General features: G+C 66.6%; 13 protein-coding genes. 10 read left to right on the top strand and 3 right to left on the bottom strand.

Annotated features, from left to right (window positions below; translation table 11 throughout):
* Positions 1 to 43 precede the first annotated feature (43 nt).
* The 9 genes from guaB to TVC13_RS04860 all read left to right on the top strand — a co-directional run bounded on the left by guaB (position 44) and on the right by TVC13_RS04860 (position 12,289).
* Positions 44 to 1,561, top strand: coding sequence for an IMP dehydrogenase (gene guaB / locus TVC13_RS04900; RefSeq protein WP_422400111.1), 1,518 nt, complete (start codon positions 44 to 46; stop codon positions 1,559 to 1,561).
* Between the two features lie 80 nt (positions 1,562 to 1,641).
* Positions 1,642 to 2,781, top strand: coding sequence for a GuaB3 family IMP dehydrogenase-related protein (locus TVC13_RS04895; RefSeq protein ID WP_422400110.1), 1,140 nt, complete (start codon positions 1,642 to 1,644; stop codon positions 2,779 to 2,781).
* 51 nt (positions 2,782 to 2,832) lie between these two features.
* The gene (locus tag TVC13_RS04890) at positions 2,833 to 4,554 is read left to right on the top strand and encodes a glycerol-3-phosphate dehydrogenase/oxidase (RefSeq protein ID WP_422400109.1); all 1,722 of its coding nucleotides are present in this window, start codon (positions 2,833 to 2,835) and stop codon (positions 4,552 to 4,554) included.
* 16 nt (positions 4,555 to 4,570) lie between these two features.
* On the top strand, positions 4,571 to 5,062 hold the full coding sequence (locus tag TVC13_RS04885; RefSeq protein ID WP_422400108.1) for a PTS sugar transporter subunit IIA: 492 nt from the start codon (positions 4,571 to 4,573) through the stop codon (positions 5,060 to 5,062).
* A gap of 56 nt (positions 5,063 to 5,118) precedes the next feature.
* Positions 5,119 to 5,928: an SURF1 family protein gene (locus tag TVC13_RS04880; RefSeq protein WP_422400107.1), complete on the top strand. Its 810-nt coding sequence runs from the start codon at positions 5,119 to 5,121 to the stop codon at positions 5,926 to 5,928.
* The gene (locus tag TVC13_RS04875) at positions 5,925 to 6,347 is read left to right on the top strand and encodes a DUF3817 domain-containing protein (RefSeq protein ID WP_422400106.1); all 423 of its coding nucleotides are present in this window, start codon (positions 5,925 to 5,927) and stop codon (positions 6,345 to 6,347) included. The genes TVC13_RS04880 and TVC13_RS04875 overlap by 4 nt, the downstream gene beginning before the upstream one ends.
* 30 nt (positions 6,348 to 6,377) lie before the next feature.
* Positions 6,378 to 8,006, top strand: coding sequence for a glutamine-hydrolyzing GMP synthase (gene guaA, locus TVC13_RS04870; RefSeq protein ID WP_422400105.1), 1,629 nt, complete (start codon positions 6,378 to 6,380; stop codon positions 8,004 to 8,006).
* Between the two features lie 202 nt (positions 8,007 to 8,208).
* Complete coding sequence (locus tag TVC13_RS04865) at positions 8,209 to 11,877, top strand: AAA family ATPase (protein WP_422400104.1); 3,669 nt, start codon at positions 8,209 to 8,211, stop codon at positions 11,875 to 11,877.
* Positions 11,837 to 12,289 carry a hypothetical protein gene (locus tag TVC13_RS04860; RefSeq protein WP_422400103.1) on the top strand — a complete coding sequence of 151 codons (453 nt, stop codon included), beginning with the start codon at positions 11,837 to 11,839 and terminating at the stop codon, positions 12,287 to 12,289. Before TVC13_RS04865 ends, TVC13_RS04860 begins: the two co-directional genes overlap by 41 nt.
* 88 nt (positions 12,290 to 12,377) lie before the next feature.
* Here TVC13_RS04860 and TVC13_RS04855 read toward each other — a convergent pair whose 3' ends face one another.
* From TVC13_RS04855 to TVC13_RS04845, 3 genes are all read right to left on the bottom strand, one after another.
* Positions 12,378 to 13,145 (bottom strand): SAF domain-containing protein, encoded by a 768-nt coding sequence (locus tag TVC13_RS04855; protein WP_422400102.1) that lies wholly within the window; start codon positions 13,143 to 13,145, stop codon positions 12,378 to 12,380.
* 132 nt (positions 13,146 to 13,277) lie between these two features.
* Positions 13,278 to 13,571, bottom strand: a complete 294-nt coding sequence (locus tag TVC13_RS04850) for an FmdB family zinc ribbon protein (RefSeq protein ID WP_422400101.1) — start codon at positions 13,569 to 13,571, stop codon at positions 13,278 to 13,280.
* A gap of 103 nt (positions 13,572 to 13,674) precedes the next feature.
* Positions 13,675 to 14,271 (bottom strand): 5-formyltetrahydrofolate cyclo-ligase, encoded by a 597-nt coding sequence (locus tag TVC13_RS04845; RefSeq protein WP_422400100.1) that lies wholly within the window; start codon positions 14,269 to 14,271, stop codon positions 13,675 to 13,677.
* A 68-nt stretch (positions 14,272 to 14,339) separates the two neighbouring features.
* On the opposite strand from TVC13_RS04845, the gene galU reads away from it, so the two are divergent.
* Positions 14,340 to 15,242 carry a UTP--glucose-1-phosphate uridylyltransferase GalU gene (gene galU / locus TVC13_RS04840; protein WP_422400099.1) on the top strand — a complete coding sequence of 301 codons (903 nt, stop codon included), beginning with the start codon at positions 14,340 to 14,342 and terminating at the stop codon, positions 15,240 to 15,242.
* Positions 15,243 to 15,246: the final 4 nt, after the last annotated feature.

Genomic DNA, 15,246 nt, shown 5'->3' with positions numbered 1-15,246 from the left:
ACCCACCCCCACAAAACTCTCCGGTCCTGAAAGAGGCGCGCACTTGAGCCAGCAGTCCCCAGAACACGATCCGTTCGGCTTCGTCGGACTTACCTACGACGACGTCCTTCTGCTGCCCGGCCCCACGGACGTTATTCCGTCCGAGGCAGACACCAGCTCCCGCCTGAGCAAGCGCATCACCGTGCAGACCCCGCTGCTCTCCGCAGCGATGGATACAGTCACCGAGTCCCGCATGGCCATTGCCATGGCCCGCCACGGCGGCCTGGGTGTCATTCACCGCAACCTCTCCATCGCAGACCAGGCTGAACACGTTGACCGCGTCAAGCGCAGCGAATCCGGCATGATTACCAACCCGGTCACCATCGACCCGGACGCCACGCTGCAGGAACTGGACGACCTCTGCGCCCACTTCCGGGTCTCCGGCCTGCCGGTCGTGGATCCGGATAACAAGCTGCTGGGCATTGTGACGAACCGCGACACCCGCTTCATCCCGCGCTCTGAGTACCCCACCCGCAAGGTCGGGGAAGTCATGACCCGGATGCCGCTGATCACCGGCCGCGTGGGCATCACCCCGGAAGAGACCGTTGAGCTCCTGGGCAAGAACCGGATCGAGAAGCTTCCGCTGGTGGACGACGACGGCCGCCTCCAGGGCCTGATCACCGTCAAGGACTTCGACAAGGCAGAGCAGTACCCGCTGGCCACCAAGGACGACGAGGGCCGGCTGCGCGTCGGCGCCGCCGTCGGCTTCTTCGGTGACGGCTACGAGCGTGCCATGGCACTGGTTGACGCCGGAGTGGACGTCCTGGTGGTGGACACCGCCAACGGCCACAGCGCAGGCGTGCTGGAAATGATTGCCCGCCTGAAGAAGGACCCCGCCGCAGCCCACGTGGACGTCATCGGCGGCCAGGCAGCTACCCGCGAAGGTGCGCAAGCGCTGATCGACGCCGGTGCCGACGCCATCAAGGTTGGCGTAGGCCCGGGCTCGATCTGCACCACCCGTGTGGTTGCCGGCGTTGGCGTACCGCAGATCACCGCCATCTACGAAGCGGCCAAAGCAGCTATTCCCGCAGGCGTTCCGGTGATCGCCGACGGCGGCCTGCAGTACTCGGGCGACATCGGCAAGGCGATCGTCGCCGGCGCAGACACCGTGATGCTCGGCGGCCTGCTCGCCGGCTCCGCGGAAAGCCCGGGTGACCTGGTGTTCGTGAACGGCAAGCAGTTCAAGACCTACCGAGGCATGGGCTCCCTGGGGGCCATGCAGACCCGCGGGAAGAACACGTCCTACTCCAAGGACCGCTACTTCCAGGCCGACGTGCCGAGCGACGAAAAGCTGATCCCCGAAGGCATCGAAGGCCAGGTGCCCTACCGCGGCCCGCTGTCCGCCGTCGCACACCAGCTGGTGGGCGGGCTCCGCCAGACCATGTTCTACACCGGCGCCCACACCATCCCCGAGCTCAAGGCCAAGGGCCGCTTTGTCCGGATCACCTCCGCCGGACTGAAGGAATCCCACCCGCACGACATCATGATGACCGCTGAAGCACCGAACTACGGCCGCCGCTAAAGCATGCCGTTATGGGAAGCAGGCACCGTCCGCACCGGATCGGTGCCTGCTTCTTTTAACGACTGGGATAACCTAGAGCAGTGACTAACGAGATAGAGATCGGCCGTGGCAAGCGTGGGCGCAGAGCCTACTCCCTGGATGACGTAGCGATTGTGCCCTCCCGGCGCACCCGTGATCCCCAGGATGTCTCGGTCAACTGGCAGATAGACGCCTACCAGTTTGAAATGCCCGTCATCGGCGCCCCGATGGACTCGGTGATGTCTCCGGCCAGCGCCATCGCACTGGGCCGCCTGGGCGGACTCGGCGTCCTGAACCTCGAGGGCCTGTGGACCCGGTACGAGGATCCGCAGCCGATTCTGGACGAAATCGCCGTCCTCAGCGAAGAGAACTTCAATCCCTCCGCTACCCGGCGGCTGCAGGAGATCTACACTGCGCCGATCCAGGCCGAACTGATCACCTCACGCCTGGCGGAAATGCGCGAAGCGGGCGTGACCGTAGCCGGCTCCCTGACTCCGCAGCGCACGCAGGAGTTCTACAAGACCGTCCTGGCCGCCGGCGTGGACATCTTCGTGATCCGCGGAACCACCGTCTCCGCCGAACACGTCTCCAAGAATGTTGAACCGCTGAACCTCAAGCAGTTCATCTACGAACTCGACGTCCCCGTGATCGTCGGCGGGGCTGCCGGCTACACCCCGGCCCTGCATCTGATGCGCACCGGCGCAGCTGGTGTCCTGGTCGGTTTCGGCGGCGGCGCCACCACCACCACGCGGCGGGCGCTGGGCATTCACGCCCCGATGGCCACGGCCATCTCCGACATCGCCGAAGCCCGCCGGGACTACATGGATGAGTCCGGCGGCCGGTACGTGCATGTGATTGCCGACGGCGGCATGGGCACCAGCGGTGACATCATCAAGGCCATCGCCATGGGCGCTGACGCCGTGATGCTCGGCTCCGCTCTGGCCCGCGCCGAGGAAGCACCCGGGCGCGGCTGGCACTGGGGTCAGGAAGCCCACCACAGCGAACTCCCGCGCGGTGACAGGGTCCACCTGGACACCGTCGGCCCGCTGAAGGAAGTCCTCTGGGGTCCCTCGCACCACACCAACGGAACCTCCAACCTGATGGGGGCTCTGCGGCGGGCAATGGCAACAACCGGATACTCTGACCTGAAGGCGTTCCAGCGCATTGATGTGCTGGTCTCGCCATACCTTTACAACACCTGAGCACGTCCAACCCCACCACCCCCGGGGCACGCTTCAGAGAGGAACTAGACCATGGCAACAGATGCACTTAGCCCGGAATACCGCGAAGAAGCCCTGCAAAGACTGCGTTCGACGTCGGAACCCGGCGGTCAGCTGGATGTCCTGATCGTCGGCGGCGGGGTGGTGGGCGCCGGTGCTGCACTGGATGCCGTGACCCGCGGCCTGAAGGTCGGCATGGTGGAAGCCCGTGACTGGGCCTCCGGAACCTCCTCACGCTCCTCCAAACTGATCCACGGCGGCCTGCGTTACCTGGAGATGCTCGACTTCGCACTGGTCCAGGAAGCACTGAAGGAACGCGGCCTGCTGCTGCAGCGCATCGCTCCGCACCTGGTGAAGCCCGTTCCGTTCCTCTACCCGCTCACCAAGCGTTTCATCGAGCGGCCCTACGTGGGCGCCGGCATTTTCCTCTACGACACCCTGGGTATGACGTCCGGCAACTCCCGCGGCGTGCCCATGCAGAAGCACCTGAGCCGCCGCGGAACCCTGCGGGCTGCCCCCAGCCTCAAGGATGACGCCATGATCGGCTCCATCCGCTACTACGACGGCCAGGTGGATGACGCCCGGTACGTGGCGAACATGGTCCGCACTGCCGTCCACTACGGGGCCACTGCCGTGAACCGGCTTTCAGTCGTCGACTTCCTCCGCGAGGGGGAGCGTGTGGTGGGTGCCCGCGTCCGTGACCAGGAAACCGGCGAAGAGTTCGACATCGCCGCCAGCCAGGTGGTCAACGCCACCGGCGTCTGGACCGATGAGACCCAGGCCATGGTCACCGACCGCGGCCAGCTGAAGGTCCGTGCCTCCAAGGGCATCCACCTGGTGGTGCCCCGGGACCGCATCCAGTCCACGGTGGGCATGATCCTGCGCACTGAAAAGTCCGTCCTCTTTGTCATTCCGTGGGGACGGCACTGGATCATCGGCACCACAGATACCGACTGGAACCTGGACAAGTCCCACCCTGCCGCCACTTCTGCAGACATCGACTACCTGCTCGAACACGTCAACCGCGTCCTGAAGCGGCCGCTGACCCGCGAAGACGTCGAGGGCGTCTACGCCGGGCTGCGTCCGCTGCTGGCGGGGGAGAACGACTCCACGGCCAAGCTGTCCCGCGAACACGTCGTTGCGCACCCCGTACCCGGCCTGGTGGTTGTGGCGGGCGGTAAGTGGACCACCTACCGCGTTATGGCCAAGGACGCCGTGGACGAAGCGGCACGGGCACTGGATGAGAAGGTCCCCGAGTCCTGTACACAGACCATCCCGCTGCTGGGCGCCGTCGGCTACAAGGCAGCCTGGAACCGGCGCCACCGCACGGCGGACGAATACGGCATCCACGTTGTCCGTGTGGAGCACCTGCTCAACCGCTACGGGGCGCTCTCCGGTGAGGTTCTGGACCTGATCGCCGCTGACCCTGCCCTGGGCGAACCGCTGCCCGGCGCTGATGACTACCTTGGCGCCGAGGTTGTTTACGCCACCACGCATGAGGGCGCACGCCACATCGAGGACGTCCTGGCGCGCCGTACCCGGATTTCGATTGAGTCCTGGGACCGCGGCGTCTCGGCAGCGCCGGTCGTTGCTGAGCTGATGGCTCCGATCCTGGGCTGGGACGAAGCGCGGGTGGAAGAGGAAGTGCGCCACTACCTCGCCCGTGTGGAAGCCGAACGGCTGAGCCAGGAACAGCCCGACGACGTCTCCGCCGACGCCGCCCGGCTGGCCGTCCAGGACATCGCCCCGCGCTGAACCGGATACGAAACGCATGACTGAGCTCAGCCTGAACGCGTCGGGCGCCGTCCTTACCGAGCCGGAAATGGTCATCCTGGAAATGGAGGCCAAGGACCGGGACGACGCCGCGGCGCAGCTGGCCGCACGGATGTTCGCCCAGGGACGCATTCGGGACCTGGATGGCTTCCTGAAGGACGTCACGGCCCGGGAGCACCAAATGGCTACCGGGCTGCCCGGCGGCATCGGACTGCCACACGCCCGCAGCCAGTACACCCTGAAGACCTCAATCGCCGTCGGGGTGTGCAAGTACGGGCACAGTGTGGACTTCGGTGCCTCCGACGGCCCGGCGACCGTGGTGCTGCTCATTGCCACGCCGGCAGGCGCCTACTCGGAGCATCTGGAGGTGCTGGCCACGCTGGCACGGTCCCTGTTCCGGCCGTCCTTCCGGGAATCCCTGCGCCGGGCGCAGGATCCGGAAGTCATTGCCGAGCTCATGAATTCCTCGCTGGTGTTCTTTGATCACTAAAGCGGACCCGGAGGCGGCATTGGGTTTTCTACACGACTACGAAGTACCGTTAAGCCGTGCTTAAGACTGCCCTGAAACCGCGCTGGATCGCCGGACTGCTGTTTGCCCTGGCCATATCCACCGTGTTCGTGCTGCTTTCCGAGTGGCAGTTCTCGGCAGCCGAAAACGAGGGGCCGCCCCCGGCGGAGGACACCGAAACCGTCCTCCCGCTGACCGAGGTCTTCACCCCCGGCGTACCGCTCTACGGCACCCAGGCGGACCAGATGGTGACGTTCACCGGTTCCTTCCAGCCCGAAGACCAGGTGCTGATCGGCAACCGCCTGCTGGACGGAGAAGAGGGCTACTGGGTCGTCACCGCGTTCGACGTCGACGGCGCCCCGCAGGACGCATCGATCCCCGTGGTGCGCGGCTGGACGGAAGAAGCCGGCGACGCCGGAACCGCCCCCGAGGGGGAAATCACCATTACCGGCCGGCTGCTCCCGCCGGAGGCTCCGATCGCCGGACCGGTGCCGGGCGGCACCGTCGCAGCGCTTTCGAGTGCCGAACTCAGCAACATCTGGGACCAGCCCCTGTACTCGGCCTTTGTGACCGCGCACGAGACCACGGCCAACGGTGCCCCGGTTGAGACCGGACTGCAGACGGTCACCGTGGCGCCGCAGCCGCAGGAAACAACCATCAACTGGCTGAACATCTTCTACGCCGTTGAATGGGTGGTCTTCGCCGGCTTCTCCGTCTTCCTGTGGTGGCGCCTGCTGGCTGATTCCTACCAGCGCAGCCTCGAAGAGGACGAGTACGAAGACGACGAATACGAAGACGACGAGTACGACGACGAACCCGGTACAACTACCAGTGAGGTAAAGAAGTGAGCGACCCCGCAGTCACCCGGCAGCCGCGCCCGAAGAAGAAGAAGCGCCGCTTCGGCGGCACCCACGCGCAGATCCGGACGGCCCTGGCCTTCTACAAGGTTTCGTCCTGGGTGACCGGTATCTTCCTGCTGCTGCTGGTGGCGGAAATGATCATGAAGTACGTGCTGGAGATTCCGCCGGTCATTGTGGGCGGCCTGAACCTCTACACCGCGGTGCTGATCGCGCACGGCTGGCTCTACGTGGTCTACCTGTTCGCCGACTTCCGGCTGTGGCAGCTGATGCGCTGGCCGTTCTCCAAGTTCATTGTCATTGCACTGGGCGGTGTGGTGCCGTTCCTGTCCTTTATCGTGGAAACCCGCACCCACAAGCAGGTTCTTGCGGAACTCGAAGCGCACCCCGAAGCCGCCAAGCGGTACTAGGCGGCTTCTTCACCGCCTGCAACCGGCACAATGTGCAGGCGGTGCTCCGGGGCGACTATCCTTGAAACCGTGACTAATCCCGCGACTGCTCCCATTGAAGAGCGCCCCGTCCTGGTAGTGGACTACGGTGCCCAGTACGCCCAGCTGATTGCCCGGCGCGTACGCGAAGCCGACGTTTACTCCGAGGTCGTGCCGCACACCTACAGCACCCAGGAACTCCTGGCCAAGAACCCCGCAGCGATCATCCTCTCCGGCGGCCCCTCCAGCGTGTACGCCGAAGGCGCCCCGAAGGTGGACCCTGCCCTGTTTGATGCCGGCGTTCCGGTTTTCGGCATCTGCTACGGCTTCCAGGCCATGGCAGCCGCCCTTGGCGGCAAGGTCGCAAAGACCGGCATGCGCGAATACGGATCCACTGACGCCGCAGCAGTAAACGGCTCCCGCTCCATCCTCGAGGGCACCCCCGAGCACCAGAACACCTGGATGAGCCACGGCGACAGCGTCCACGAAGCACCCGAGGGCTTCGAGGTCCTCGCCAGCACCGCCGGCGCACCGGTGGCTGCTTTCGCCAACGAGGACAAGAAGCTCTACGGCGTCCAGTGGCACCCGGAAGTAAAGCACTCGGCACACGGCCAGCAGGTCCTGGAGAACTTCCTCTTCAAGGGCGCGCGGCTGGACCGCAGCTGGACCACCGGCAACATTGTCGAAGAGCAGGTCGAGCGGATCCGCGAACAGATCGGTTCCTCCCGCGTGATCTGCGGCCTGTCCGGCGGCGTTGACTCCGCTGTGGCCGCTGCCCTGGTGCAGCGCGCCGTCGGCGACCAGCTCACCTGTGTGTTCGTTGACCACGGACTGCTGCGCGAAGGCGAAGCCGAACAAGTTGAACGCGACTTTGTCGCTGCTACCGGCGTCAACCTCTACGTCGCCAACGAGCAGGAGCGCTTCCTGAGCGCCCTTTCCGGCGTCACCGACCCGGAGACCAAGCGCAAGATCATCGGCCGCGAGTTCATCCGCGCGTTCGAAGAAGCTGAGCGCGCCATCATGGCCGAAGCCAACGCGGCCGGCGAGCCGATCCGGTTCCTGGTCCAGGGCACGCTCTACCCGGACGTCGTCGAATCCGGCGGCGGCGAAGGCGCAGCGAACATCAAGAGCCACCACAACGTGGGCGGTCTGCCGGAGGACATGCAGTTCGAACTGGTTGAGCCACTGCGCCTGCTGTTCAAGGACGAAGTCCGTGCGGTTGGACGCGAACTCGGCCTGCCGGCTGAGATCGTCGGCCGTCAGCCGTTCCCCGGCCCCGGACTGGGCATCCGCATCATCGGCGAAGTCACCAAGGACCGCCTGGACCTGCTGCGCCGCGCGGACGCGATTGCCCGCGCCGAGCTCACCGCAGCCGGCCTGGATGAGGAAGTCTGGCAGATGCCGGTTGTGCTGCTGGCTGACGTCCGCAGCGTCGGCGTCCAGGGCGACGGCCGCACCTACGGCCATCCGATCGTCCTGCGTCCGGTGTCCAGTGAGGACGCCATGACTGCCGACTGGTCACGCCTGCCGTACGACCTGCTGGCACGGATCTCAAACCGGATTACCAACGAAGTGGACGGCGTTAACCGGGTGGTGCTGGACGTAACCAGCAAGCCCCCGGGAACCATCGAGTGGGAGTAGCATCATAGGGCGCGGGGGGCGGGGGGGGGGGCCGCCCCCCCCCCCCCACGCCGGTTCGGACACGCTGCTGCATTTCACGGTCACGCCGGAGAACAGCATCGACCTGACCCACGCCCACCCCTCCGGCCTGGCCCAGCTGCTGGCCGGCAGGAAGACCAGGCTCTCAACCCTGCTCCGCGACGCCGAACACTACCGCACCGCCATGCGTGCAGCCCGTGCACTGCGCGCCAAGATCTACGAGCTCGGCTCCGACCGCGGAATCGACGTCGGCTACCTCGCCGCCGGAACCGCCTCCTGGCGCTACGCCTCGGATGATGCAGTGCGCCCCGAATCCCTGACTGCGCCGGTGATGCTCACCGCCGTCAGCCTCACCGTCCACGCCTCCCAGGACGACTACGAACTCCAGCTCACCGGCAAAGCCGGGCTGAACCCGGCACTGGTCCGCCACCTCGAAACCCAGCAGGGCCTCGACGTGGACGCCGAGGCGCTGGCACGCCTGGCCTACGGCACCGCACGCTTCGACCCGCACCCGGTTCTGGAGCGCCTGCGCGGCCTCACTGAGGGCGTCCGCGGCATGAACATCGAGCACCGCCTGCTGGTCTCAACCTTCGCTGACCTCCCGGATCTTGCCGAGGACACCGCACTGGACCCCTCCCACCCGGTGCTGCGCGCGCTGATGGACGCGGCCGTCGGCGGCAGCACTGCCGTGCCGGAGCCCGCCGATCCCGGACTTCCGCCGCTCGATGACCGTGCGCCGGCCGATGAGCTGCTGGTCATGGACGCAGACCGCGAACAGCAGGACGTGCTGGACCTCGCCGGGGCAGGCAACTCCCTGGTGGTTTCGGCGCCCCCCGGAACGGGCCAGACCCAAACCGCCGTCAACGCCGCCGCCGCGCTGGTCAATGCCGGCAAGTCCGTGCTGGTTGTCGCTGAACGGCGCGGCACCCTCAACGAGTTCGTTTCCGCCCTGGACAGCCTGAACCTCGGTTCCCTGGTGCTGCAGCTCGGCGCCGGTCTGAGCGAAGAAGCGCTGCGGGACCGCCTGGTACGCGCCATCGTGCGCAGCGAAAAGGCTGCCGAGCCGAACCTGGGGAACCTGCACAAAGTCCTCCAGGAAAGCCGCCACCAGCTGCGTGACCACGTAAAGTCCCTGCATAACGTCCGGCAGCGCTGGGGATGCTCTCCGTACCAGGCGATGCAGTCCCTGGCCGAGCTCACCTCCCTTTCACCTGCACCGGCCACCACCGTGCGGCTGAAGCGCAGCGTGCTGGACAGCATCACGGACCGCACGGAACTGACCGGGCGCCTGCGGCGGGCCGCGGAGCTGGGCAGTTTCTCCCGCGCCGCCGTCTCCAGTCCCTGGTTCGGGGCCAAGCTCCTGAACCGCAAGGAAACAGAGGCAGCACACAAACTCACCGAGGAACTTGCCGAGGCACTGCCCCAGCTGCGTGCCCGGGTGCAGGAAGTGGCCGAACATTCGCAGATCCGGCTGGGGGAGACGTTCGCCCAGTGGGGTGAACAGCTCCAGCTGCTAGTTGCCGTGCGCGAAAGCCTGGACAAGTTCACCCCGGACATCTTCGACCGGCCCGTCACGGACCTGATCTCCGCCACCGCCTCCTCCTCCTGGCGGCGTGAGCACGGGGTGGACATGAGCTCCATGACCCGCTCCCGCCTGCGCCGGGTTGCCAAGGAATACATCCGTCCCGGCGTGCACATCTCCGACCTCCACACCTCCCTGGTGCAGGTCCAGCAGCAGCGCGGAATCTGGGCCCGGTATGCCGCCACACAGCGGCACCCCTCAGTTCCCACCGGACTCGCCGACCTCAACCGGACCTACCTTGAAGTCAAGGGCCAGCTGGATGAACTGACCCGCATCCTGGCGGGAACCCCGGACAAGCCGGACCTCGCCGCCCAGTCCCTGGATGACCTGGAGAAGAAGCTGCGGGCCCTGGCCGGGGACAAGGAGACCCTTGAAACCCTCCCGGAGCGGACCCTCCTGGTAGATGAGATGCGCGGGCAGGGGCTCGGCGAACTGCTCGACGACCTCGAGGCACGCGAAGTGACCGCCCGCCAGGTCGGCTACGAACTCGAGCTGGCCTGGTGGCAGTCAGCGCTGGAAGCCATGATCAGCGGTGACGACTACCTGGCCATGTCCGACGGCGACAGCCTGCGCCGGCTCGAAGCAGAGTACCGGCTGGCGGACAACGCCCACATTGCCTCCGGTGCTTCGCGGCTGCGCTGGGAACTTGCACGGCGCTGGCGCGAAGGGATCAAGTCCCGTCCCAAGGATGCAGCCCGGCTGCGCGACGTCATCAAGACCGGCCCGCTGACGGTGGACTCGCTCTCCGGCCAGTCGGATGAACTGGTGGCTTCGCTGCTGCCCGTCTGGGCAGCGAGCCCGCTCCTGCTGCCCATGATGCTCCCCGGCTCCCGGCGCTTTGATGCCGTCATCATCCTGGACGCCGAGTCGATGAGCCTGCAGGCGGCCGTTCCGGCAATCGCCCGGGCCGAACAGGTGATTGCCTTCGGTGACGGAAACCTCGGCGGACCGCGGCCGTTCAGCATCAACGTCCAGCGTTCCGAAGCTGGAACAGCCGACGACGAACTGCCCAGTGCCTTCGATGCGCTCTCCCGCATCCTTCCGGTCCGCAGCCTCTCCACGGTCTACCGCGGCACGGACAAGCACCTGCTCAAGCAGCTCAGCGACGAGTTCTACGGAGGACGCCTCTCCTGGGCGCCCCGCGGCGACGAGGTGGCCACCGGGGAACGGCCTCTCACAGTGGAGTACCTCGCTGACGGAACCGGCATGCCCAGCGCAGACCAGGAGGGTGTGGAGAGCGTCTCGGCCGAAGTCAACCGGGTTGTTGACCTGGTGTTCGAACACGTCCGGCGGCGGCCAAGCCAGTCCCTGGCGGTCATCACGGCCAGCCCGCGGCATGCCGTGCGCGTTGCCGAAGCCATCCGGGTGCAGATGGCCAACTTCCCGTGGGCAGCGGACTTCTTCGCTCCCGGCGCGGAATCATTCCGGGTGGTGCCGGCCGACCGTGCCGCAGGACTGGTCCGCGACGCCGTGATCTTCTCACTCGGCTTTGGCCGGACCCCGCACGGCCGGGCGCTGCACAACTTTGGCCTGCTTTCCGAGCCCGGCGGCCGGGGACGGTTCGTCAACGCGATGACCCGGGCCCGCTACCGCCTGCACGTGCTGACCTGCTTCCAGCCCTCTGATCTCGACGAGTCCAGGCTGGGCCACGGAGCGCTGGACTTCTACCGGCTGCTGGTCCGTGAGCTCGACGGCCGTCCGGCAGAGGCGGCGAAGGAACGGCCGTCCGGAAACTCGATCATGGCGGATGACCCGCTGGTGGCGGATTTGGTCGGCCGGCTGCGCTCCCGCGGCGCCGAGGTCTGGGACCACTACGACGACGTCATTGACATTGTCGCCACGGTGCGCCGGTCCGCGGAGGCAGACCCTGCGGTGCCCATGGCCATCGAATCGGACGGGACGGCGCGCTACCGCAGCATGAGCGTTCGTGAACGCAGCCGTCTTCGCCCGCAGCTGCTCGAGCGGCTGGGCTGGCGGTACATGCCGCTGTGGACCATCGAGGTTTTCACCGATCCTGCAGCCTGCGCTGACCTGGTCGGCCGCTACCTGGGACTGCCCGCTTCCGACCCGGAACCGGAACCCATCCGCGAAGCACTCCAGGTGCCAGCACGCGCCACGGTGGTTCCGCACGGCAGCACGCGGATCCGTCCGCGGGCAGAGGAACAACCCAACCCGGCCATCCGCGCCGCCGCAGCAGCTGCGGCAGCGGCCGGAGGAATTGACAGAGAGCATGAGCGAGGAACAGAACAGCCAACCGGACGCCCCGAGTAGCGAGACGCTGAACCAGGCGGAACCGGTCCCGTCCGCGGCAGCGGCAGCGGCAGAGCCTGTCCGCGGCAAACGGCGGTCCCGCCGCAGCACGTCGGCACCGACCCGGCTACGGCAGGCAGCTGAACTGCTTCACACTGCTCCGGCCACAGCAGTACCGGCATCAGCCCCAGGAACAGCCGGGCAGATCAAACAGCGGTCCGGCCAGGCAGCAGCCAAACCGGACGCCGCGGACGCGGACAGCAGAACGAACGGCAACCCGCCGGTCGGGCGGCCATCCGGGCAGCCCACCGGGCGCACCGGGGCCGGGATCCTGCCCCAGACTGCGGCAGAGGACGACCCCCGTGCTTGGGGCGACGCTCCGGAGGACAGCTCCGCCTGGCTGCGGGAGCAGCGTCCTCCGCACTGGGGCTGAAGCCGTTTCGCACCGGGGCAGCAGAGCTCGCCGGTCTGAGGCTGGAAACGTCTTGCCCGCAGCAGGCCAAAGCGGACAGGCAGTTTCCTTACCTGCTGCTGGGAACCAGGTAAACCTGGCCGCGCACTGAGGCGACGGCGAGCCCGGGGGCGTCAGTGCCCGGCGCGGCCACCACCACCAGCTGTTCCTGTGCCTCACCTGCGCCAGCCCCGGGCCAGGAACTGCGGTCGCCGCCGCCGCCACTCACCCAAAGCACAGGCACACCGGCGGCCAGTATCGCCGGTTCCCCGGCGCCGTCGAACCCCTCCGGGGGTGCCACCACCACGTCCACCAGAACACCCGGCGAAAGCAGGGCGGCTGCGGCCGGATCTGCCGGGCGCAGCGGAATAGCAGCAGAACCGGCCGGTGCGCCGGTGAGCAACCCGTCGCCCACCAGCACCGTCCGGCTGATGACTGTTCCCTCCGGTACAGGAACTGCCAGCACTTCACCGGCTGCCAGTCCCGTGTCGGTTAGGGCTCCAGGAGGAACTGCCTCAGGAGGCAGCCGCACGAGCCTGAGGTCCTGGGGTGTCAGGAGGTGTCCCGCCGGCAGCTCATGAGCGGCGGCAGCGGCGGCGGTTCTGGCAGCTTCGGCCGGAAGCAGGGCCTGGACTGTGACGCCTGCCGCTGCGGCAACCGAGAGGCCGGCCAGCAACCGGCGGCGGCGGATAAGGAAACGGCGGATTCTCCCGCGTCCGGGGTGGCCGCGGACGGGCAGGCCGCGGACGGGCAGGGCTGCCCGGTCCAGGTGCGCCTGAGTCTGACGCGGCGCCGCACGGGAACTGGAAGCGCGGCTGCGCCGCAGTGCGTTGAACATGCCGCCATGTTCCGGCAGGGACAGCGGTGCGGCTGGGCTAAGAGCGGAAACAGGGGAACAAAAAGGCGCCCCGATCTCCTGTGGAGGAGTGGGACGCCTTTGGGTCAGACACCGCAGCCGGCGGTATCCCTGCTAGCTTGCCGCTGCTGCCGGTGCCGCCGGTGCAGATGCGGGGGCCGGTGCAGTCTTGGTGGCGCTGTCCTTGGCCGGAGCATCCTTCGCAGGGGCGGCCGGAACCGTGGATGCCGCATCACGTGAATCTGTGCGGTAAAAACCGGAGCCCTTGAACACCACGCCTACGCTGTTGAACTTCTTGCGCAGGTTACCGCCGCACTCGGGGCACACGGTGAGGCTGTCATCGGTGAAGGACTGCTGGATATCGAACGCGTGGCCGCAATCCTTGCAGGCATAGGCATACGTGGGCACTCTTACTCCTCCTGAAGGGCGAAAGGAAGGCCTCAGCAGTGACGATTTCCACGCCCTGGGGGCTTGGGTTGGCACTCTGCGGCCTAGAGTGCTAAGTATACACCTACCGCGGAGCCAGGCCCGTATAACCGGCGGGGCGCAGGACCCCATCAACCGGTACGTCCAAGGCGTCGGCCGGCAGGCTGCCCGGATCCAGGAATTCGTGATCATGCACCACGGCTACAACGGGCGCGGTTCCGCCGGCAGCGCGGAAGCGGGTAAGGAAGCGGTCGTAGTAACCGCCGCCCTTGCCCATCCGGGTGCCGTCCGCGGCAACAGCCAGGGCAGGGATCAGCAGCAGGTTCAGGCCAAGGACCTTCTCCAGGTCCCAGCGGGGACCTTCAGGCTCCGGCAGGCCGGGAAACAGTCCGGGGACAAGGGGCGTCTCCGGTGTCCAGGGGCACCAGGAAAGCTGATGCCCGGGTTCGCAGACCGGAACCACCACCGTATGTCCGGCAGAGCGGAGGGTGTGCAGGAGGGCCGAGGTGTCAGGTTCGCTGCCGGCAGAGAGGTAGCAGCTCACCAAAGCGCCCGTGCCCAGTGAGCCCAGCAGCGGAGCAGCAGCCGCGGCGAGCTGCTCCGCAGACTGCGCAGGATCGCTGATTTCCCGCCGCAGCATTTTGAACCTGGCGCGTACTTGTTCTTTTGTTTCGCCGCTCATTGACCCATTGTGCCTGCTGCGGCGGGGCATTTGGCGTGCTAAGTGTTCACTTAGGTACTCTTACCGTCATGACCTCAAGCCCTAAGATCACCAAAGCCGTAATTCCAGCCGCTGGTTTGGGTACGCGCTTCCTTCCTGCCACTAAAGCAATGCCGAAGGAAATGCTTCCGGTGGTGGATAAGCCGGCCATCCAGTACGTCGTTGAAGAAGCTGTCAATGCAGGCATGCCCGACATCCTGATGATCACCGGACGCAACAAGCGTTCCCTCGAGGACCACTTTGACCGGGTTCCCTTCATTGAGCAGACGCTGAAGGAGAAGGGCGATGAGGAAAAGCTCGCCCTGGTCCGTGAGTCCTCTGAACTCGGCGAGATCCACTACCTGCGCCAGGGCGATCCGAAGGGCCTGGGCCACGCCGTCCTTCGTGCCAAGCTGCACATTGGCGACGATCCCTTTGCCGTGCTGCTCGGTGACGACCTCATTGATGCCCGCGACCCGCTGCTTGAAACCATGGTGGAAGTCCAGGCCAAGACCGGTGGCTCCGTCGTAGCCCTGATCGAAGTTGAGCCGGATCAGATCAGCTCCTACGGCTGTGCCGATATTTCCGTGATCGAGGGCGAAGACTACGTGCGGGTCAACAAGCTCGTTGAGAAGCCCGACGCCGCTGACGCGCCGTCTAACCTTGCAGTTATTGGCCGCTACGTGCTGCACCCCTCTGTTTTCGGCGTGCTTGAGGAAACCGGCCCCGGCCGCGGCGGCGAAATCCAGCTCACCGATGCACTGCAGACCCTTGCCAGTGCCGAGGGCGAAGGATCCGGCGTTTACGGCGTCATCTTCCGCGGACGCCGCTACGACACCGGGGACAAGCTCAGCTACCTCAAGGCAGTAGTCACCCTGGCATCCGAGCGCGATGACCTGGGCCCGGACCTGCGCGCCTGGCTGAAGGACTTCAACAGCTCCATCGAAGCCTAGCCAC

It is taken from the genome of Arthrobacter sp. 3Tela_A, assembly GCF_049311025.1.
Lineage (GTDB): Bacteria > Actinomycetota > Actinomycetes > Actinomycetales > Micrococcaceae > Arthrobacter_B.
Note: the sequence above shows the minus strand (reverse complement) of the source record. Positions and strands in the feature narration are given on the sequence as shown.